The organism is Klebsiella sp. SWET4 (assembly GCF_024296565.1).
In the GTDB taxonomy this organism is placed as follows: domain Bacteria; phylum Pseudomonadota; class Gammaproteobacteria; order Enterobacterales; family Enterobacteriaceae; genus Klebsiella; species Klebsiella variicola.
The window spans coordinates 788,963-809,204 of record NZ_JANCOB010000001.1 but is presented as its reverse complement, the minus strand read 5'-3'; the positions used below and the strand labels follow the sequence as shown (position 1 = coordinate 809,204).

At 55.1% G+C, this 20,242-nt stretch carries 17 protein-coding genes and 2 pseudogenes; 9 read left to right on the top strand and 10 right to left on the bottom strand.

The features are described 5' to 3' along the window. Positions 1–321: 321 nt before the first annotated feature. Positions 322–1,344, bottom strand: coding sequence for a LacI family DNA-binding transcriptional regulator (locus NKJ21_RS04185; protein ID WP_254732717.1), 1,023 nt, complete (start codon positions 1,342–1,344; stop codon positions 322–324). A gap of 344 nt (positions 1,345–1,688) precedes the next feature. Here NKJ21_RS04185 and NKJ21_RS04180 point away from each other — a divergent pair, with 344 nt between their 5' ends. Beyond that, the gene (locus NKJ21_RS04180) at positions 1,689–2,642 is read left to right on the top strand and encodes a substrate-binding domain-containing protein (protein ID WP_049138059.1); all 954 of its coding nucleotides are present in this window, start codon (positions 1,689–1,691) and stop codon (positions 2,640–2,642) included. A 1-nt stretch (position 2,643) separates the two neighbouring features. On the opposite strand, the gene NKJ21_RS04175 is transcribed toward NKJ21_RS04180, so the two are convergent. Further along, entirely contained in the window at positions 2,644–3,516 is an 873-nt protein-coding gene (locus NKJ21_RS04175; RefSeq protein WP_254732715.1) for a PfkB family carbohydrate kinase, read from the bottom strand. A 26-nt stretch (positions 3,517–3,542) separates the two neighbouring features. Between NKJ21_RS04175 and NKJ21_RS04170 the strand changes: the two genes are divergently transcribed. The 6 genes from NKJ21_RS04170 (at position 3,543) to NKJ21_RS04145 (ending at position 10,486) form a co-directional block, all read left to right on the top strand. Beyond that, entirely contained in the window at positions 3,543–4,388 is an 846-nt protein-coding gene (locus tag NKJ21_RS04170) for a BtpA/SgcQ family protein (RefSeq protein WP_072124776.1), read from the top strand. Further along, positions 4,388–5,032 (top strand): TenA family protein, encoded by a 645-nt coding sequence (locus NKJ21_RS04165; protein ID WP_208777894.1) that lies wholly within the window; start codon positions 4,388–4,390, stop codon positions 5,030–5,032. The genes NKJ21_RS04170 and NKJ21_RS04165 overlap by 1 nt, the downstream gene beginning before the upstream one ends. Before the next feature lie 377 nt (positions 5,033–5,409). Continuing rightward, entirely contained in the window at positions 5,410–7,020 is a 1,611-nt protein-coding gene (locus NKJ21_RS04160; RefSeq protein ID WP_208777895.1) for an ABC transporter substrate-binding protein, read from the top strand. After that, positions 6,998–7,960, top strand: coding sequence for an ABC transporter permease (locus NKJ21_RS04155; RefSeq protein WP_064179702.1), 963 nt, complete (start codon positions 6,998–7,000; stop codon positions 7,958–7,960). Before NKJ21_RS04160 ends, NKJ21_RS04155 begins: the two co-directional genes overlap by 23 nt. Beyond that, positions 7,953–8,816, top strand: a complete 864-nt coding sequence (locus tag NKJ21_RS04150) for an ABC transporter permease (RefSeq protein ID WP_012968221.1) — start codon at positions 7,953–7,955, stop codon at positions 8,814–8,816. Before NKJ21_RS04155 ends, NKJ21_RS04150 begins: the two co-directional genes overlap by 8 nt. After that, on the top strand, positions 8,813–10,486 hold the full coding sequence (locus NKJ21_RS04145) for an ABC transporter ATP-binding protein (protein ID WP_049155199.1): 1,674 nt from the start codon (positions 8,813–8,815) through the stop codon (positions 10,484–10,486). Before NKJ21_RS04150 ends, NKJ21_RS04145 begins: the two co-directional genes overlap by 4 nt. Before the next feature lie 185 nt (positions 10,487–10,671). Here the strand turns inward: NKJ21_RS04145 and NKJ21_RS04140 are convergent, their stop codons facing one another. From NKJ21_RS04140 to NKJ21_RS04115, 8 genes and pseudogenes are all read right to left on the bottom strand, one after another. Next, entirely contained in the window at positions 10,672–12,210 is a 1,539-nt protein-coding gene (locus tag NKJ21_RS04140) for a DHA2 family efflux MFS transporter permease subunit (RefSeq protein ID WP_012968223.1), read from the bottom strand. 10 nt (positions 12,211–12,220) lie between these two features. Next, a complete protein-coding gene (locus tag NKJ21_RS04135) occupies positions 12,221–13,399 on the bottom strand; it encodes an efflux RND transporter periplasmic adaptor subunit (protein ID WP_012968224.1) in 1,179 nt (392 codons plus the stop codon). 15 nt (positions 13,400–13,414) lie between these two features. Then, entirely contained in the window at positions 13,415–13,870 is a 456-nt protein-coding gene (locus tag NKJ21_RS04130) for a MarR family winged helix-turn-helix transcriptional regulator (RefSeq protein WP_012541719.1), read from the bottom strand. Between the two features lie 120 nt (positions 13,871–13,990). Continuing rightward, positions 13,991–14,131 (bottom strand): annotated as a pseudogene (locus NKJ21_RS27825) (ISNCY family transposase); the annotation flags it as partial. A 143-nt stretch (positions 14,132–14,274) separates the two neighbouring features. Next, positions 14,275–14,539: pseudogene (locus tag NKJ21_RS27820) on the bottom strand (ISNCY family transposase); the annotation flags it as partial. Between the two features lie 607 nt (positions 14,540–15,146). Further along, the gene (gene gap, locus NKJ21_RS04125) at positions 15,147–16,157 is read right to left on the bottom strand and encodes a type I glyceraldehyde-3-phosphate dehydrogenase (protein WP_012541720.1); all 1,011 of its coding nucleotides are present in this window, start codon (positions 16,155–16,157) and stop codon (positions 15,147–15,149) included. A 77-nt stretch (positions 16,158–16,234) separates the two neighbouring features. After that, positions 16,235–17,215, bottom strand: a complete 981-nt coding sequence (locus NKJ21_RS04120; protein ID WP_012541721.1) for a GlxA family transcriptional regulator — start codon at positions 17,213–17,215, stop codon at positions 16,235–16,237. 192 nt (positions 17,216–17,407) lie between these two features. Beyond that, positions 17,408–18,193, bottom strand: coding sequence for a MipA/OmpV family protein (locus NKJ21_RS04115; RefSeq protein ID WP_131002059.1), 786 nt, complete (start codon positions 18,191–18,193; stop codon positions 17,408–17,410). 124 nt (positions 18,194–18,317) lie between these two features. Between NKJ21_RS04115 and NKJ21_RS04110 the strand changes: the two genes are divergently transcribed. Both NKJ21_RS04110 and NKJ21_RS04105 read left to right on the top strand, forming a co-directional pair. Then, positions 18,318–19,013 carry a response regulator gene (locus NKJ21_RS04110; RefSeq protein ID WP_012968226.1) on the top strand — a complete coding sequence of 232 codons (696 nt, stop codon included), beginning with the start codon at positions 18,318–18,320 and terminating at the stop codon, positions 19,011–19,013. After that, positions 19,010–20,206 (top strand): cell wall metabolism sensor histidine kinase WalK, encoded by a 1,197-nt coding sequence (locus NKJ21_RS04105; protein WP_117116091.1) that lies wholly within the window; start codon positions 19,010–19,012, stop codon positions 20,204–20,206. Before NKJ21_RS04110 ends, NKJ21_RS04105 begins: the two co-directional genes overlap by 4 nt. The last annotated feature ends 36 nt before the right edge of the window (positions 20,207–20,242 follow it).

The following is a 20,242-nucleotide window of genomic DNA, read 5'->3' as shown; positions in this document are numbered from 1 at the left end:
CGGGAAAATGTTCGCCATCCTGCGGGAGGGACTCTATCCGACACGGTTTACAATCTAGTAAACCGGTTTACCTGCGGGATAGAGCACTCGCCAGGGCAGTCAGGACAAACGCTATGTAAGATATTTGTTCGCCAGTAAGAACGTTGCAGCATCCGTGCCAGGGCAGGAACCACACAGCAGCCCTGTAACTTAACCTTATGTATTCAATACACTTAATTGAATAAAATCCAGTAAACCGGTTTACTGATTATAGTGAATAAATTGTTAATTGATCGTTTTTTGCGCCAAAAGCGGGCGCTTTTGCGCCATTTTGGGACGGGCTTAACAGATCTTGATCGAGTCGCGGCCAATCCATTCAACCGGCAGGCGGGTTTCCGCAGGGATGTCCGGATCGTCGTTTAGCAGGCGCATCATGATGTTCACCGCGGTACGGCCCAGTTCGCGGGCGGGCTGACGGATAGTGGAGATCCGCGGCTGGGTAAAATCGGCGTAGTTGGCGTCATCGAAGCCGACTAACGAAAGCGCCTCCGGCGCCTGGAGCCCGCTGGCGCGCAAGCCATCGAGCAGGCCGAGCACCAGATAGTCGCTGGCCGCGAAGACGGCGGTGGGGCGAACCGGTTGGCTGAACAGGTACCGCAGCGCCTGCTGGCCAAACTCGCGCTGGTAGTCGCCATACATCACCCATTCGGGCGGCCAGCTCAGGCCCGCTTGCTCCATCGCGGTGCAAAAGCCCTGATAGCGCTCGCGGACGCTCATCAGCTTGTCCGGGCCACCGACGAAAGCGATATGGCGATGCCCGGCGGCGATCAGTTTTTCGGTGGCGATCCGCCCGCCCTGGACGTTATCGGCAAACACTTTCGGTACCTTACTGCCGGGAATATCTTCATCCAGCAGGACAATGCGTTCGTGACGCTGGACCTCCTTGCGCAGCAGGCCGTTATCGGGGCGGTTGGTGGTGAACAGCAGACCGTCGACCTGGCAGGTATCCAGCCAGCGAATGAACTGGCACTCTTTTTCCGGGTTGTTGCGGGTGATACACAGCACCAGGCTGTAGCCGCTTGCAGAAGCGGCCTCTTCGGCAGCGTCGGCCAGTTCGGCAAAGAAGGGGTTGGTAATATCGGGAAGCACCAGGCCAAGCGTTTCGCTGCCGCCTTTGCTAAGACGGCGTGCCAGGCTATTGCCGCGATAGTCCAGTTCGCGAATGGCGGTTTCGATGCGGTCGATGGTGTTCTGCGGCAGCACAATACTGTTGTTCATATAGCGCGACAGGGTCGCCTTCGACAGCCCGGCCAGCTTTGCCACATCGGATAACAATACGCGTTTTATACTCATTTCCTGCGCCATTTCTGCCAGAATCGGCTATCTGTAACATAGTTAAGCGCGGTGGATACAGCAATTTCTCTGCGAACAATCACCAAAAATAAATGCTTGACAAATTTTAATCAGCAGAGAATTGTATAGGCAGTTTACCGCATCATCCGGGAAGTCATTCCCAACCCCGTTTAAGTTATTCCAGTCGCGCACCGACACGGACCGGTTGCCGGGATGACATTAAGCAGGTATCCGCCGAACGTTCAATGATTGTTCTGGCGATATAGACGATATTTGCCCGCCAAAAAATAATCCTTCTGCGTTCGCATGCGGCGCGGAACTCTGCTGGCTATCAACTATTCCCGACGAGGATACTGATGATGTTATTTCACACCGGAAAACTGCGTTTCCTTGCTGTCGCCACGACCATGCTGGCATCAATGAGTTTTATTTCTGCCGCCAGCGCTGCCGGTCCGACTTATGCGCTGGTACAAATCAACCAACAGGCGCTGTTCTTTAATCTGATGAATAAAGGCGCACAGGATGCGGCCAAAGCCAGTGGCAAGGATTTAGTTATTTTTAACTCTAACGATAATCCCGTGGCGCAAAACGACGCGATAGAAAACTATATTCAGCAAGGCGTTAAAGGCATTCTGGTTGCTGCTATCGACGTTAACGGAATCATGCCAGCGGTTAAAGAAGCCGCCGCCGCAAACATTCCGGTGATTGCGATTGATGCCGTATTACCGGCCGGGCCACAGGCAGCTCAGGTCGGCGTTGATAATATTGAAGGCGGCAGAATTATTGGTCAATACTTCGTAGACTACGTGCAGAAAGAGATGGGCGGCCAGGCGCGACTGGGTATTGTCGGTGCGCTGAATTCGGCCATTCAGAACCAGCGGCAGAAAGGGTTCGAAGATACGCTGAAAAGCAATCCGAAGATTACTATCGCTAACGTGGTCGACGGGCAGAATGTGCAGGATAAAGCGATGACCGCGGCGGAAAACCTGATCACCGGTAATCCGGATCTGACAGCGATTTATGCCACCGGCGAACCCGCGCTGCTCGGCGCTATCGCCGCCGTGGAAAACCAGGGGCGGCAGAAGGATATTAAAGTCTTTGGCTGGGATCTGACGGCGAAGGCGATTTCCGGTATTGACGGCGGCTACGTCACCGCCGTACTGCAGCAGGACCCGGAAAAGATGGGCGCAGAAGCCCTGAATGCGCTGAACAGCATCACGTCGGGTAAAACCGTGCCGAAAACCATTCTGGTTCCGGCGACGGTGGTGACCAAAGCGAACGTCGATTCATACCGTCCGCTGTTTAAGTAGGTCAGCGCGCGCTGTCCGTGGTTAACAGGGCGGCGAGCTCACTGCTGCCGGGAAACGCGCTGAGCGTCCCCCGGCGGCTAACGGTAATGGCGGCAGCGCGACTGGCGTGCGCCAGCGCCAGTGCATCCGGCACGACGCCGCGCAGCAGGGCGGAGGCCAACATGACGGCGAGGAACGTGTCGCCCGCGCCGGTAGTATCAAGCGCCTCGGCGGGCACGGCGGGACAAAACTGACGCTGGCCCTCCTGGACCAGCCAGGCGCCTGCGGCGCCCTGGGTAATCACTAAGGTTTTCACCCCGTATGGCTGGAGCAGCTCGGCCTCGGATTCATTGACCACCGCGATGTCGATGAGCGGCCACAGATGGCAAAAGTCAGGATTGACAGGTGAGGGGTTGAATACCGTCGTCATGCCGCGGCTTCTGGCGTACTGGAACAGCGCCCGCGTTTTATCGAGGGAGAAATTGCCCTGCTGTAGCAGAATATCGCCAGCGACGGCATCCGCCATATGCGGAATAATTTCATCCAGGCTGAATGTATCGGCCGCCGCCGTAGTGGTAATGATGGCGTTGTCGCCATCAGCGCTATTTAAAATAATCGAGGTATCGCTATGTTGATTGAAATGGCCGTCGGGTAGTAGCGTCAGTGGTTCATTTTTTATCTGCTGGCGGATCCACGCGCCGTTGCTGTCATTTCCCGTGGCGGCAATTAAACGCGTCTCTATTCCGCAGCGGGATAATATAATCGCCTGGTTCGCGCCTTTACCGCCGATATCCTGCGACACTTTAACGCCGTGAATGGAAGCCCCTTTTTTCGGTATATCCGGAATGGACCAGGTTTCATCTACGGTAATATTACCAGTAACGTAAACACGCATAGTGTTCCCTTAACAGGATGGATAAGATGGTTGCTATCTCAGCAGAAAAAACGAATGCAATACAAGCTATTTTTTTACGAAGCAAGGCTGTTATTGGTGTTATTCATTGCGACCCATTTCCTGGCTCGCCAAAATATCGAGGAAAATCAGTCTCGGATATTGTTGAACGTGCGCTTCGCGATGCTGAAAATTATATTTCAGGCGGTGTTCATGGTCTGATTATTGAAAACCATGGCGATATTCCTTTCTCTAAACCTGAGGATATCGGCCATGAAACCTCAGCGCTGATGGCGGTCATTACCGAGAAAGTTCGTGAACGTTTTGCTGTGCCGCTGGGCATTAACGTTCTGGCTAACGCGGCGATCCCGGCAATGGCGATCGCCCTGGCGGGAGGCGCCGATTTCGTCCGCGTAAACCAGTGGGCCAACGCCTATATCGCCAACGAAGGATTTATAGAAGGGGCGGCCGCTAAGGCGCTGCGCTACCGCAGTATGCTGCGCGCTGAACATATTCGCGTTTTTGCCGATAGCCACGTTAAGCACGGTAGCCATGCCATTGTCGCCGATCGTTCGATTCAGGAACTGACGCGCGATGTCGATTTCTTCGAGGCTGACGCGGTGATCGCCACCGGCCAGCGTACGGGCGATAGCGCCACGATGGCGGAAATTGACGAGATCCGCGCGGCGACGGAACTACCGCTCCTGGTGGGCTCCGGGGTGACACCGGCTAACGTGATGCAGATCCTCGGGCGGACTCAGGGGGTCATTGTGGCCAGTACAATGAAGGTCGATGGCGTCTGGTGGAACGATGTTGAGCTGGCCCGGGTGAAACATTTTATGTCGGTCGCGCAGGCCGCGCTGGAGGAAGCTTAATGGAAGCGTTTAGCGAACGCCTGCTGCGCGAACATCAACCGGCGTGGCAGGCGATGCAGCAGCACCCGTTTGTGACTGATATCGAACAGGATCGTCTGCCGACAGTCGTCTTCAACCGCTATCTGGTGTTTGAGGGCAACTTTGTCGCGACGGCGATCGCGATTTTTGCCCTCGGGGTCAGCAAAGCGCCGGGTATTCAACAGCAGCGCTGGCTGATTGGCGTGCTGAATGCCCTGGTTGATATACAGATCGCGTGGTTTGAACAGGTGTTGTCAGCGCGGCAGATCGATCCCGCTGAGTACCCGGATGATTTGCCCGGGGTACGGCGCTTTCGCGACGGTATGCTGCAGACCGCCCACGAGGGCAGCTATGAGCAGATTGTGACCCTGATGTTCGGTGCGGAATGGATGTACTATTTCTGGTGCCGACGGGCGAGCGAACATTATCAGAGCGATGCTGATTTACGACGCTGGGTGGAAATGCACGCGGAGGACGAATTTTATCAGCAGGCTCTCTGGCTAAAAAACGAACTCGACCGCTGCGCCATGGCGCTGAGTGAAGACGAAAAGCAGGCGTTATCGGCGCTTTACGGCGAGGTGCTGCAGTGGGAAATTGATTTCCATCACGCGGCGTACGAGGAGTAGCCGCGAGGTGGATCACAGGGGGCGCCGGACGCGGCGTCTCCTGAATACGGGTTATATCTCGACGTTCTGCGTCTTGTTGGCGAAACTTAGCATTACCGTTAATGCCGATTCTTATTTCACATTTTTATCTTAATAAAGTCGGAGGGTTAATTTAGCTGCCTTCTGACTCTTTTGAGAGAAATTATAGAGGGCGAGCATTTATGTTATTTTATTCGGGCCTGTAGCTCGGGGCTCTCTTTTTTCTTTTCTTCCCACCTGAAGAAAAAGCTATTTTCAGAAATAGATATAAATTATCCATCGTTACTCGACGGCGGCTCTCCCCCTACAATGGACTTTAATTGCCAGATATTTAACAAAAACCAGGCCAAGGAAAAGGGATGAAACGAAGCATTTATTCACAGAACAGTTTATTGCGCATCAGTCTGCTTTCCGCGCTAACGCTTACTGCCAGCTTCACCACTCACGCACAGGATAAACCTGCCGCGGGTGGTGTTCTGACGGTCGCTCTGGGCAGCGATACCCCGATTATTGACCCCTCTATTACCGCTTATTCCGTCACCGCTCTGGTTACGCGTAACGTGGTGGATTCTTTGGTCGGACAGGCGGAAGATAACAGCTTTACACCATGGCTGGCGGAACGCTGGGAAATTAAAAACAATAACCGCGAATACACCTTCCATCTTCGCAAGGATGTGACTTTTAGTGATGGCACGAAACTGGATGCTGCGGCGGTAAAATATAACTTTGAACGCATACTCGATCCGAAAACCACCTCCAGTTACTCCAAATCGTTGTTGGGGCCGATTGACGCGATCACTACGCCAGATGAGTACACCGTGGTGATCCGCTATAAAACGCCTTTCGCACCGCTGCTGCAGGGGCTGAGCTTGCCGTATCTCGGTATTCAGTCACCGGCTTATCTGCAGAAAACGGCGAATACCAGCAATACCGTGGTCGGTTCTGGTCCCTTTATCCTCGAATCGTTTGTCAAAGGCAGCGGGAGTAAACTCAGCAAGCGCGCCGATTACAACTGGGGCCCGGGCTATGCCACCCATAAAGGCCCGGCATGGCTGGATAAGATCGAATTTAAGTACCTGCCGGAGTCAGCGGTGCGGCTTGGCGCGCTGAATAGCGGGCAGGTACAGGTGATCGATGCCATTCCGCCGGTGAATTATGCGCAGGTAAAAAATAACCCGAAGCTGGATGTGATCACCAGGGAAAACCCCGGCGTTCCGCGCGTCCTTTATTTGAATAGCGACACAGGGATCTTCAGCGACCTGAAAGTGCGGCAGGCCTTCCAGAGCGCCATCGATCGCACTACTGCCGTTAAAGCCGCGTTCTTTGGCATCCTGAAACCTGCCGACAATATTCTTGGACCCGCTACGCTGGATTACGATCCGGCCATTGCCAGCCAGTGGGGGTTTGATCTGCAAAAAGCCCGCCGTCTTCTGGATGAAGCCGGCTGGCAGCAAACCGATAGCGAAGGCTACCGGGTCAAGGAGGGTAAACGCCTTACTGTGCAATTTACCTATTCTTCAAACGATGTCGAAGCCGCTGACGTGACGCTGTTCCAGGCAATTCAATACCAGGTAAAACAAGCCGGTTTTGAACTGAAACTCGATCCGGTGGATTCAGGCATTCTCAGCAGCCGCACGGCGGCTAACCAGTACGACATTATCTCGAACTATTTTGTTCGCCCGGAGCCGGACATCCTGCGTACCGTTTTCCACTCCAATTATATTCCGCCGAAGGGGAACAACTTCAGCCGCGTTAAAGCGCTGGATAGCCAACTGGAAACCGCTGTCGGTGCCAGCGAAGCCGAGCGTAAACGCATCTACTATGCCATCCAGCACCAGATAATCGATCAGGCCTGGGCGGTGCCAATTTACATCCCGGCATATCAGTTAGGGAAAGCCAAACAGGTGCAGGGCATTAGCTGGGCCACGAACGCGAAGCCGAATTTCTATGATGTCTGGATCCAACGCTAAGCTGCTGGCAGCAGGCAAGCGCCTGCTGACCATTTTCGCCGTGCTGTGGGGCGCGGCAACGCTGACCTTTGTTGCGGTAAAACTGATCCCCGGCGATCCTGTGGCGATACTGATAGGCAGCGCCAACAGCGTTGTGGATGATAGTTTTCGCGAGACACTGACCCGCCAGTTCGGCCTGGATAAGCCACTGTGGTGGCAATATTTGCGCTACTGTGGCGAGGCGCTGACGGGCAACCTTGGCGTGAGTTATCAGTATCGCCAGCCTGTTGTGCAGGTGATTAGCGCAGCGTTGAAAGAGACGGTGCCGCTGGCCGTCAGCGCCCTGGCGCTGGCGCTGGTACTGGCGGTATTTAACGCATTACTGACAGCCGGACGTCATCCGCGTCTGCGGTCTCTGCTTGCCGGGTTGGAGCTGATGCTGCTTAGCACACCGGTGTACTGGATCGGCATCGTGTTGTTGAGCATCTTCAGTTTCAAACTGCAATGGTTTCCGGTGACCGGTAACGATGGCTGGATCGCCCTTGTGCTGCCGGTGGTGACGCTCAGCCTGCCGCTGGCTGCGACACTCAGCCAGGTGCTGCGTGATGGGCTGGAGGAGGCGCTTTCGCAGCCGTTCGCCATGACCGTGCGTACGCGAGGGGTGAGTGAAACTGCGCTGCGCTTACGGCATGCGTTGCGCCATGCCTCGCTGGCGGTGTCGACGCTGACGGGGACGCTGCTGGCCAGCGTATTAGGCGGCTCAATTCTGACCGAAACGGTGTTTGGCCGGGCGGGACTGGGACAAATCACTCTCGGTGCGATTGAGAACCGCGACATGCCCCTGGTGCTGGGGGTGGTGATGTTCTCTGCGCTGTCGTTTGTGGTGATTAACCTGCTGATTGATACCCTTTATTTACTGATCGATCCCCGTCTACGTCTGCGAGGGCATGCTGATGAGTGATCTTTTACTGCGGGTGGCCCGCCGCGACGGGGGGCGCTATCGTAACCCGTGGCTGGCGCCGGGTACCAGCATTCCGTTGTTACTGGTGCTACTGCTCGTGGTGGCGGTGTTTTTTCCATCGCTATTCACGCCGTACACCCCCGAACAGATGGATTTCAGCGCGATTTTGCAGCCGCCGGACCTCAGACACTGGTTCGGTACTGACCAGTTGGGGCGTGATGTGTTTACCCGCGTGGTGTATGGCACCTCGCTGTCGCTGAGCATTGGGGTCGGCGCGACCCTGATTGCCAGCGCGGGCGGTATTGTGCTGGGGACACTGGCAGGTCTTGCGCCCAGGGCGGTACGGCAGTTACTCGTACGGCTACTGGACATTATGCTGGCGTTCCCCGATTTGCTGTTGGCGTTGCTGGCTATCACGGTGTTGGGGCGTGGGCCAGAGAATACCCTGCTGGCGGTCGGACTGGCCGGCATTGCTGGCTATGCCAGGCTGGTGCGCGCGCAAGTGTTGCAGGTCAGGTTATCGGGGTATGTGCAGCATGCGGTGGCGCTGGGTGAGCCGCCAATGGTGATTATTTTGCGCCATATTGTGCCCAATACGCTGCGCCCGCTGCTGGTACTGGCAACGGTGGGGATAGGCTATTCCATATTATCCGCCTCGGCCCTCAGTTTCCTTGGACTTGGGGTGACTCCGCCGACGGCGGAGTGGGGCGCATTGCTCTCTGAGGGACGTAATTTTCTCGATAGCGCCCCATGGGTCAGCCTGCTGCCCGCCAGCGTTGTCGCGCTGTCGGTGATTGCCATTACGCTGCTGGGCCGACGTGTTCAAACCCTTATTGCCAAAGGCGGGATCGCATGACTTCAGAGACCTTCCAGCAACCGCTGTTACAGGTGGCGCAACTGAGCGTCAGCTTCCCCTCGCCGCAGGGGCTGATTGAGGCGGTTAACGCCTTATCGTTTGACGTGCATGCCGGTGAAGTCCTGGCTTTGGTAGGCGAGTCCGGTTCGGGTAAATCCGTCACGGCCCGGACGCTAGTCGGGCTGGCGGGGGCAGGGGCGGCTGTTCGCGCCGAGTCCCTGATATTGCATGGGCACGATGGCCTGTCGCAGAATTTACTGGCGTGCGATGCCCGCCGTTGGCAGCAACTACGCGGGCGCGAAATTGGTTTTGTTTTGCAGGATGCACTGACCTCGCTTGACCCGCTGCGCCGGATTGGTCAGGAAGTCGCGGAGCCGTTGTTGACGCACCGCCTGGAACGGGGGGCGGCAGTTCGCGAACGCGTGGCGGAGCTGTTAACGCAAACCGGCATCCCCGATCCGCATAACCGGATGGCGCAGTACGCACATGAACTCTCCGGTGGCTTGCGCCAACGAGCGCTCATCGCGTCGGCGCTGGCGGCGGGGCCGCGATTACTCATTGCCGATGAACCTACTACCGCGCTGGACGCCACCGTACAAAAACAAGTTTTGAATGTATTCAGGGCCCTGGCGGATGCCGGGCATGGCGTGCTGCTGATCACCCATGATTTATCGGTGGTGGCGGATATTGCCGACCGTGTGGTGGTGATGCGGCAGGGCAAAGCAGTGGAGAGCGGCAAGGTGCGACAGGTGCTGCATGCGCCGCAACACCCTTATACCCGCCGTCTGCTGGCGGCCATTCCCTCTGCTGGTACGCGTGGGACGTGGTTAACAGGAAACGATCCGCTGGGTCAAACGGTAGTGCGGGAGAACATCAGTACTGACAGCACCACACCCGTGCTGGCTGCCGATAACGTATCACTGGCGTATGTTCTGCCGGATGGCCGTCGCTTGCAGGCCGTCAATCAGGTGACGTTAGAGGTCGCGCAGGGCGAAACGCTGGGCATTGTGGGCGAATCCGGTAGCGGGAAGACCACGCTAGGCAAACTGGCGCTGGCGCTGCAGGCACCGCAACAGGGCGAGATCCTTCTCGCTGGGCAACCATGGAGCAGGCTGACAGAACGTCAGCGGCAGCCGTTGCGGTCGCGTATCCAGACGATTGTGCAGGATCCGCTGGGTTCATTTAATCCGCAATATAACGTGGCGCAATTGCTTCAACAGCCTCTGCGCCTGCATACGACGCTCACAGCCGCGGACCGGTTGTCACGTGCGCAGGCGTTGCTGGCGCTGGTTGGTTTAAGTCCTGATCTGCTGACGCGACGTCCGGCCACGCTTTCCGGTGGGCAGCGGCAACGTATCGCCATCGCCCAGGCCCTGGCCTGCGAGCCGGATATTCTGATTTGCGACGAGCCGGTGTCGGCGCTGGATGTCACCACCCAGGCGCAAGTGTTGGATTTGCTGGTAGCGCTGCAACGCCGTTTGCATCTGTCAATGCTGTTTATCTCTCATGATCTGGGCGTGGTGCAGCATATGAGTCATCGTATTGCGGTGATGAAAGACGGCGAGGTCGTCGAAAGCGGCAGTGTGGATCAAATTTTTCTGGCGCCACGCCACCCGTGGACTCGACAATTGTTATCAGCTGTTGGGCAGACGCCGTTGCGATATAACTGAGCAGTAAACGTTAAACACCGTTATCAGAAATGGGGTCAATGTTATTCAACGCTCTTATCATCTCCAGAGCCCATTCCAGGCGGTCTTGCGTGATATAGGGCAGGGAAGAGCCACTGGCCCGGCGCTCGATAGAGCCATCCGTACACAGTGCTCGTTCAGCGAAGTTTGCCTGTGTGAATTTCAGTTTAGTGACCTGCTGCGGGGGCGCCTGGCATACCCGATTTCACGAACGGCGGGCGGGTGAACCAGATGATGATAATCAGCGCCATAAAACCCCAGCCGAGCACCCAGAAATAGTCGATTGTCGACATCATGTAGGCCTGCTGGGTAACCACCTGGTCAATCATCGCAAGATGCTGCTGCGTCGGGCCACCCATCTTATTTACGTAATCCATAGCCGCTGGGTTGTACTGTGTCACGCTCTCGGTCAGATTCGCGTGGTGGAAAACTTCACGTCGCTGCCAGATCCATGTGGTTAACGATGAGGCAAAGGAGCCGCCGAGTACGCGAAAGAACGTGGCCAGTCCTGAGCCTTCCGCCACTTCGTTACCGTGCAGATTCGACAGCACAATGGTGGTCAGCGGCATGAAGAAGAAGGCCACGCCAATCCCCATAAACATCTGCACGCTGGCGATGGTGCGGAAATCCACGTCAGTATTGAACTGCGCGCGCATCAGACAGGATGCCCCCATTGTCAGGAATGACACTGAGCATAAAATTCGCAAATCCACTTTGGTGGCGTAACGTCCGATGACTGGCGTCAGCACCAGTGGTAAGAAGCCCATCGGCGCAGCGGCGAGACCGGCCCAGATAGCCGTGTAGCCCATCTGGGTCTGCAACCACTGCGGCAGAATAATGTTGATGGCAAAGAACGCGGCATAGCCCAGCATCAGCGCCAACGTGCCGATGGCGAAGTTGCGGTCTTTGAACAGCCGCAGGTTCACAATCGGGTGACGTTCGTCCAGCTCCCATATCACAAAGCAAATCAGGCTGATCGCCGAGACAATAGACATCACGATAATGGGCGTAGAAGAGAACCAGTCTTCGTCGTTGCCCTTATCCAGCACCACCTGCAGCAGGCCCACGCCAAGCACCAACAGCGCGATGCCAATATAGTCGACAGGCGATGACTGCGTTGTTTCTTCACGCATGCGCAGCTGCGACCAGACCACGATGGAGGCGAAAATCCCAATCGGCACGTTGATGTAGAAGATCCACGGCCAGGAGTAGTTATCGGTAAGCCAGCCGCCGGTGATAGGCCCCACGATAGGCGCCACCACGGTCACCATCGACAGCAGCGCCAGCGCCATGCTGCGTTTCATCGGCGGGAAGATAACCAGCAACAGCGTCTGACACATCGGGAACATCGGCCCGGCGAAAAAGCCCTGCAGCGCACGGAAGATGATGAGCTCCGTCATGCTGTGGGCGAAGCCGCACAGAAATGACGTCAGGGTAAAGAACATCACCGAGGCGATAAACAACCGCAACTGCCCGAATCGGCGGGTAAACCAGCCTGTCAACGGTAGAGCAATAGCGTTACACACCGCAAAAGAGGTGATAACCCATGTCCCCTGATCGGCGCTAACGCCCAGGTTGCCGGAGATAGTCGGCAGCGCCACGTTGGCGATGGTGGAGTCCAGCACCTGCATAAAGGTCGCCAGCGACAGGGCAAGCGTCGCCAGGAACAGGCTGGGGGGCGTAAAGGCTGCCTTCGGCTCTGACATAGCTTCTCTCTTAGCGCTGGGCTACAGCGCTGGTGTTGTCATGAAGGATTTTCGCCACCAGTTTATCGGCTGCTTCCATTGGCGTTTCATACACATCGGTACGGAATCGCGGCTGTTCGACGGTTTTTTGTGGCAGAAGGTGACCACCCTGATTGCGGATATCCACCTCAGCGTTCATCGACAGACCCACACGCAGCGGATGCTTCTGCATGTCATGTGGGTCAAGCGTGATGCGTACCGGCAGGCGTTGGACGATTTTGATCCAGTTGCCGCTGGCGTTCTGGGCTGGCAACAGTGAGAATGCGCTACCGGTACCAATGCCGAGACTTTCGATGGTGCCGTGATATTTCACGTTATCGCCATAGAGATCCGCATTAAGCTCTACTTTTTGCCCAATGCGCATGTTCTGCATTTGGCTCTCTTTAAAGTTGGCATCCACCCACACTTCATTCAGCGGCACGATGGCAAGCAGCGTGGTGCCGGAGGTGACACGCATCCCGAGCTGCACAGCACGTTTAGCGACGTAACCACTGACGGGCGCAACAATGGTGCTGCGGGAGTTATCGAGATAGCGTTGGCGCAGCGTCGCAACGGCGGTTTTGACTTCAGGATGGTTATCCACCACGGTGTCATCAACCATCGCCTGATTGGTTTTGAGCGCTTGCTCTGCAGCCAGTAAATCGCTTTGCGCGCTGGTCACGGCATCACGGTAGTGCGCCAGATCTTCCACCGCAATGGCGCCGGAACTGACAATTTTTTCCCGGCGCAAGTAGTCACTTTTCGCTGTTTGCAGGGCTACTTTTTTGGCAGCAACTTGTGCACGGTAGTTGTCGGCGGTGCTGTAGAGGCCACGCACCTGACGCACTGTGCTGGCGAGATTGGCTTCAGCCTGCTGCAGGGCGATGGCGGTATCGCTTGGGTCCAGCAGAACCAGGGGCTGGCCTTTTTCGACATAATCGCCTTCATCCACGGTCACCTGAGTCACGGTACCGGTGATTTGCGGTGTCAGGGTGACCTGATTTCCGTTGACGTAAGCATCGTCGGTGCTCTCGTAATAGCGGGCGTAAAGCAGATACCAGGCCAGACAGCCTCCTGCCGCGAGGATCAGGATCAGTAATAAAATGGCGAAGTTTCTTGTACGCTTGCCTGGGCGCTTGTCAGAGGGAGGCGCGTTATTTTCCATAGACATAACCGGTGACCTTAATTAGCGATGGGGGGCCGTGAATTCATCGGGCAGCATTTTGATAAGAATATCTGCGAGCTGCCGGGATTCTTCGGGCGTCAGACGCGCCGTTAAGTCCGCGAGGATGGTATTCAGTGCTTCATTCTGAAACGTATTGCACAGCGTCTGACCTTTTGCCGTCAGGGCCAGGATCACCTGGCGCTTGTCGTGCGGATTCGGGCGGCGCTCGATCAGGTCGTTCTTCACCATACGTGCAACCATACGGCTCATTGCCCCGGTATCCATCTGCAGGCTCTTGCAGATTTCTGCCGGGCTGGTGTTACCTTTAAATATATTAATCAATACCTTAAATTGCGGTGCGGTAATGCCGCTGTCGGCAAAGTAATGGCCGATAAGCAGGTCCTTAAACTGGTTTGCCAGATGGAACAGCAAACCCAGATGCAGGTTTTTATGGGAAGAGTCGATTGGGGTATTCATGATAGCTGCCTGGTCAGTAATTAACATGATAATTACTGCCTGGTCACCAATTGTCAAATTAGGTCAACAGAAAGCACACATATTGACAAATGGAGGAGGGCGATGAGCGTATTACGATCACTCGAACCCGTGATGTCCGCAGACATCAATCTGGATGCGCTCTGTGGTACAGGCCCGACGCAGGCGTGATTGATGTACGCGCGGCCGTAACTTGCCAGGGTTCCATAAAGCAGTCTGTGTCATCAGCTGGCGTACTGTCGGACCAAAATCAGCGTAATGTTCGCGGATAGTACGCAGTACACGTTCTCAGTTGCCGGTTGCCAGGCTGGCTACGACGACGGTTAACAAGTGAAAGCGGCCCATGTTCACGATAGCGCTCCAACAACCGTCGGCAGTGTCTGTCAGATATCTCAAGCGGATAATATTGAGTACGTACCGGGCAAGACCATCAGGTCGTTGGTTATTGCTGGGTTTTCAACGACGACGGCTAGCCATACCCAGCGGGCCAGATTCACGGTAACGCGACAGAAGGCATCGGCACAGGCTGTCAGATATGCTCAGGCGCTGTGTGGCCATCAAGTGTAGTCAGACGTCGAACGATAACGTCCTAATAACTTTGAGTCGGTTAACTTTATCCAAAGCAAAAAACTCCGCCGCATGAGCCGTCATCAGAATCTATCGATGCTGAATCTACGAGTACTTATCCAGGAGAAAACCTAACAACTTAGCCACCACAATATGAGTGCGCATAATGTATATTATGTTAAATGCATTGTCTTACTCAATAACGTCGTATGGCTTTTAACAATCACTTCGCCCACTACAGCCTCTTCTCCTGTGTATCAACCAGGCCTTTATCAGCCACAGACGTGATTCTCAAAAAGGCGCCAGCATCGTTTACGCACTCGAATGGCGAGTTCCAATCGTGTCCATAAACAGAAGCGCCAGCTGAAGTTGAATGGTGTACTGAAGATAAATAGCACCTTCGCCCAACGCAGCCGGCTTCCATGTTGACAGGTTCTATCGCAACTGCCCTTTCCCTTGTATCTAATAGTTTGCGTTGATTAGCTACCACCAGGGAGCACCTGGCCACAACATATCGCAACTCCGTTCTTCACCGAAAGCATAAATGCTCTCTCGGGCATTTATGCTTTTATATCGCGGTCAAATAGATTTGTTATGTTTAATCTATGAATGATACTCGTTATCCTTTGTGGCCACTATTCATCCAGCTGAATTGCGTATACTTTTACAGATGAATAAAACGCACAGTGGGTTAGCTTTCACGCTTTGCCATCATCAATGCCAGGTCAACGAGACGATTAGAGAATCCCCATTCATTGTCGTACCACGCCAGAATTTTGACCATATTACCGCCAATCACCAGCGTTGATAGGCCGTCGATAATCGACGAGCGTGGGTCTCCCTGGTAATCGCTGGAGACGAGCGGTTCATCGCTATAACCCAGGATCCCTTTCAAAGGTCCCGTTGCGGCGGCTTCGCGAAAAGCATTGTTCACCTCTTCGACCGTCACTTCTCGCTCAAGCGTGACGGTCAGGTCAACAATGGACACCACCGGCACAGGGACGCGTAGCGAGTAGCCCGTTAAACGGCCATCCAGCTCAGGAATAACTTTACCCAGAGCCTTCGCTGCGCCGCTGGAGTAAGGAACAATCGACAATGCTGCGGCGCGAGCCCCGCGCAGATCTTTTTCCGGCTGATCGTGCAGCGCCTGGCTGTTGGTGTAGGCATGGGTGGTGTTCATCAGACCATGTTTAATACCGAAATGCTGGTGCAGGACCTGCGCAGCAGGTGCAAGACCATTGGTGGTGCAGCTTCCGTTGCTTATCACGTAGTGTTTATCCGGGGAGTAGAGACTCTCATTAACGCCCATCACAATGGTTAAATCATCGTTTTTACCAGGGGCAGAGATAATCACGCGCTTCGCACCACCGCTGTGGATATGTACAGCCGCCTTTTCACGGTCAGTGAATAATCCTGTAGCCTCAATAACAATGTCGACTTCACGCTGACGCCACGGAATACTCGCCGGGTTGCGTTCACTGAATACGGTAATGGGTTTACCATCAACAACAAGCCCCCCTTCACCAGCGGTGACCTCTGCATCCAGCTTACCGAGCAGCGAGTCATATTTCAGCAGATGCGCCAGCGTTTTGCTGTCCGTCAAATCGTTGATTGCCACAATTTGAATATCCGGATTATCCAGTGCTGCGCGCAGTACATTGCGTCCGATACGGCCAAAACCGTTAATACCGACCTTTACCATAATTGACTCCTTATCTATATCTCTGGAGTCAAATTAGGACGGATAGGTTGTGGCGTAAATGACAAAAAAGGATCACTTTACGCCATTTTACGGCAGTGAAATCGTTGACGATATTCACCTGGAGTGAGGTTAAGCTGTTTTTCAAACAATCGTCGCAGGTTAATGCTGCTGCCAAATCCCGTTTGCTCGGCGATACGATCCAGCGTCTCGTTAGTCTGCTCCAAACGCTGCCGTGCGGCGGCCAGGCGGGCTTCCGCGACGTAGCGCGCCGGGGAAGCGCCGGTTTCCCGGGTAAAGACGCGGGTGAAATTTCGCGGACTCATGGCGACTTTTTCCGCCAGCTTATCTACGCTGAGGTCGGCGGTGAGGTTTTCGAGCAACCACGCCAGCAGATCGTTAATCGGGCCCTGTGAGGTGGTCTGCTGCAGGTTATAGCGGCTAAACTGTAGCTGGCCTCCGGGGCGACGCAGATACATGACGAAGTCCTGGGCAATATCGCGCGCCAGGCTGAAGCCGTAATCTTCTTCAACCAGCGCCAGCGTAAGATCAAAGCCGGAACTGACCCCGCCAGAGGTCCAGATATGTTCGTCCTGAATATAGAGCGGCCCGCCCTCGACGCGGACCTGCGGGAATTCCGCCTGCATGGTTTCCAGCAGTTTCCAGTGGGTAGTGGCCCGTCTGCCGTCCAGCAGTCCGGTTTGCGCCAGCAGCATCGCACCGCCGCAAATGGAGGCTATGCGGCGGGCATGGGGAGCGGCAAGGCGCAGCCAGTCAACCACCGCCATCCCTTCCTGCGGGTTTTGACCTCTGCCGGTAATCATGATGGTATCGCGGGGTTCACGCGGGTCAATCTCATGCAGGCGATGATCGGCCAGAAGATTTAAACCGGACTGACCATGGATAACCTGATGCGGTTGAGTTGTCGCTAGCTTGACCTGGTAGCAGATTTCCCGGGCACCTTCCGGGTGCAGGCGGTTGGCCTGCATCAAAATGTCAGCAATACCGGCGGATTCAAACAGCATGCCGCCATCGGGTACAATAATAAGTATCTTTTTCATGTCATGAAAAGTAATCTTTTTACAGAATAAGTCAACACGACAAACTCAAAGAATAAATTTTACTGTCGAGAGCACTGGATTCCGATGGATGTAAAAATCTGAAGGCTCGGAAAGAGTGGGTTCCGTTTCTGCCAAACAATGGCGACCCACTCAATGCTAACCCGACAAACCGCACGCCGCGCTTTCTCCGCCCTAAAATGTCCAGATGACAGCTGCTGTCAGTGCCGCCTCGTTACGTCGTAACACGATCGGGCTCTCATTTGCATGCTCCCCAAGCCAGGTATAGTCAGCGCTCAGGAGCGTGCCCCAGTGGGCATCAAACTGGTGACTCCAGGTCAGACTGTTGTCTATGCCATAAAATCCCCCCGGTGCTGAATAGCGGCTATAACCTGAGCGCTGGCTCTGCTGCGGATCCACCCCATACCAGGTATTCAGGTAACGGTTGTCGCCAAACAGGGCCGCCGTCTGAAAGGCGACCGTGTCATGGTCAGTTTGTACAGGGAGCAACGTCAAGGATGCCTGGTAGCTTACCCCCTGGCTGTCCGTTAAAGGCAGCGTCGCTTTACCTTCAACACTGAGCCACGAAAGCGCCTGCCAGCCGACGGCAAGGGCCGTGTTCAGGGAGACGTCAATGTCTCCCATCCCTTTCAGATTATTTGCCCCTGCCCGCCAGCTGGCGTTTTTATCCGCCCTTCCCAGATCGTATCCCAGCGTATGTTCGAAGTACCAGCCGCTGGCGTTCTGCAGGTCATATCCCACCCCTTTCTGCGTATCAATAAAAAATGCGCCGTTACGCCCCTGAAGTACAGGAACCACCTGCCATACCTGCTTGTCTGAACCTGAATATCGCGGAGTGTAGTGGCCTCCCAGCCCAATGGTGAAGGTGCCGGAGGAAGTGTCATCATTTGCTTGTACGCAGGATGTCATGGCCGTCAAAAGCGGTACGGTCATATACAGGGCTTTTTTTATCGCTATCATACTGTTCTCCTCACAGACGCCGGCTTCTCCTGAGGCAGGAGCCGCCACAAAATGTTGGCGCAGTATGATTTGGCAAAATCAATGAATCGTCGGGATAGTGTTAAGAAACGGTCAAGGTGAATGGATGTTGTCCAGAAGAGTGCTGATTATTGAAGATGACGCCGATGCGGCTGGCGTGCTCGAAGCCTACTTACGCCGTGAAAATTACGATGTCGTCATTACCGGAGACGGTCTTTCCGGGCTGGATATGGCGCACCGGTGGAAACCCGATCTGATCCTGCTGGATGTGATGCTTCCGGGGCTTAACGGCACCGAAGTCCTGGCTGGCCTGCGCCGTAAAAATGATGTTCCGGTGATCATGGTCACCGCCATGGGAGATACACCCGATCGTATTGGCGCCTTGCGCTATGGCGCTGATGATTATGTTGTTAAGCCTTACCATCCGGGAGAAGTTGTGGCTCGGGTGCAGGCGGTACTGCGCCGCAGCAATCAAACAGAAACAAAGGAAGAGATCCTTCGCTGGCAATCGCTTGAAGTGAATGTTACGGCCATCGTGGCGAGCATTGTCGACGGGGACACCACACCGCGTACGTTGGATCTGACCCCAACCGAATTTTCACTACTGACCACGCTTATGCGCTCTCCTTCACGTCCTTTTTCCCGCCAGCATTTACTTGAGCACTGTTTGCCGGAAAGTGAAGCCCTGGAGCGCGTGGTGGATACCCATATTTATAACCTGCGTAAAAAACTCGAGGCGGCGGGTATTTCCGGCGTGCTGGTTAACGTTCGCGGCGTAGGCTACAGGTTCAGACAACCATGACAAAAACCCGCTACTCCTCCCTGTGGCGCTGGATTTGCGCACGTATATTAGCGCTGGCCATCGGAAGCGTAATTGTCATTGCGACCTGTATGTGGCTACGTTATGCGGTGCAGAATTACTGGAACATAGGCAGAATGCCGGCATCGGTCCGACAAGAGTTTCTCGCGCTCAGCCAGAACCCGCAGGCGAACCCGGCGCGCTTCCATCAAATCGTCGATACCTGGTGGGGGTTGAGTTATTCAACCCCATCCATCGCCTCGGCGGACTGGGTCACCGTGGCGTTACTGGTCCTGGTCATGATCCCTTTTATTGTGGTGATGGGATTGAGATACGCCAGGCCACTGGCGCTGCAGTTCAGCCGACTGCGTGATGCGGCAAAGGACGTCGCCGAAGGGCAATTTGGCCGCCAGGCTGAGCTCATCAGGAATGCGCCGGCTGAAATGGTCAGCTTTGCCAGTGACTTTAATGCCATGACGGGGAAACTGGCCCGCTATGAAAAAGAGTTACGTACCTCTCATGTGGCCATGGCGCATGAACTTCGCTCCCCCCTGACTGCCGCTATCGGACGTATGCAGGGCATGCTGGATGGCGTGTTTGATGCCAGCCCGGAACAACTGGCAATGGTAATGAAACAGCTTCAGCACCTGAATCGCCTGACCGATGAACTTCATCTGCTCTCGCTGTCTGATGCCGGGAATTTGGTGCTGGAAAACGAACCCTTTCGTCTGGATGAGCTGCTTAAAGAACGGGCGACATGGATCATGCCCCAGGCTGATGCACATCGTTTTACAATCAGGCTTCATCATTCTCAGGCGTGTCCCTTCAAAGGCGATACGTTCCGTATGGGCCAGGTTTTCACCATTCTTATGGAAAATGCCCTCCGTTACGGGCGTGATGGCGGCCATCTTGATGTCACGCTGCACTACGCCAGCGGGCAATATTGCCTCGAATTTCGCGATGACGGCCCGGGGGTATCCTCCCAGTTCCTGCCGGAAATGTTCAACCGTTTTAGCCGGGAGGAGCAGTCTCGTGCCCGCCACTCCGGCGGCAGCGGTCTCGGTTTGTCGATTGCTCGCGCGATTTGTCAGGCCCATGGTGGCAGTATCAGCGCGTCGTTACCTGAAACCGGCGGACTCGCAGTCACCCTTTTGTTACCCTGGACGTCGTCTGAGATGGAAAATAGCCGCTCTTGATAATACCTTGACGAAACGTCGAATCTTTCTCGACTA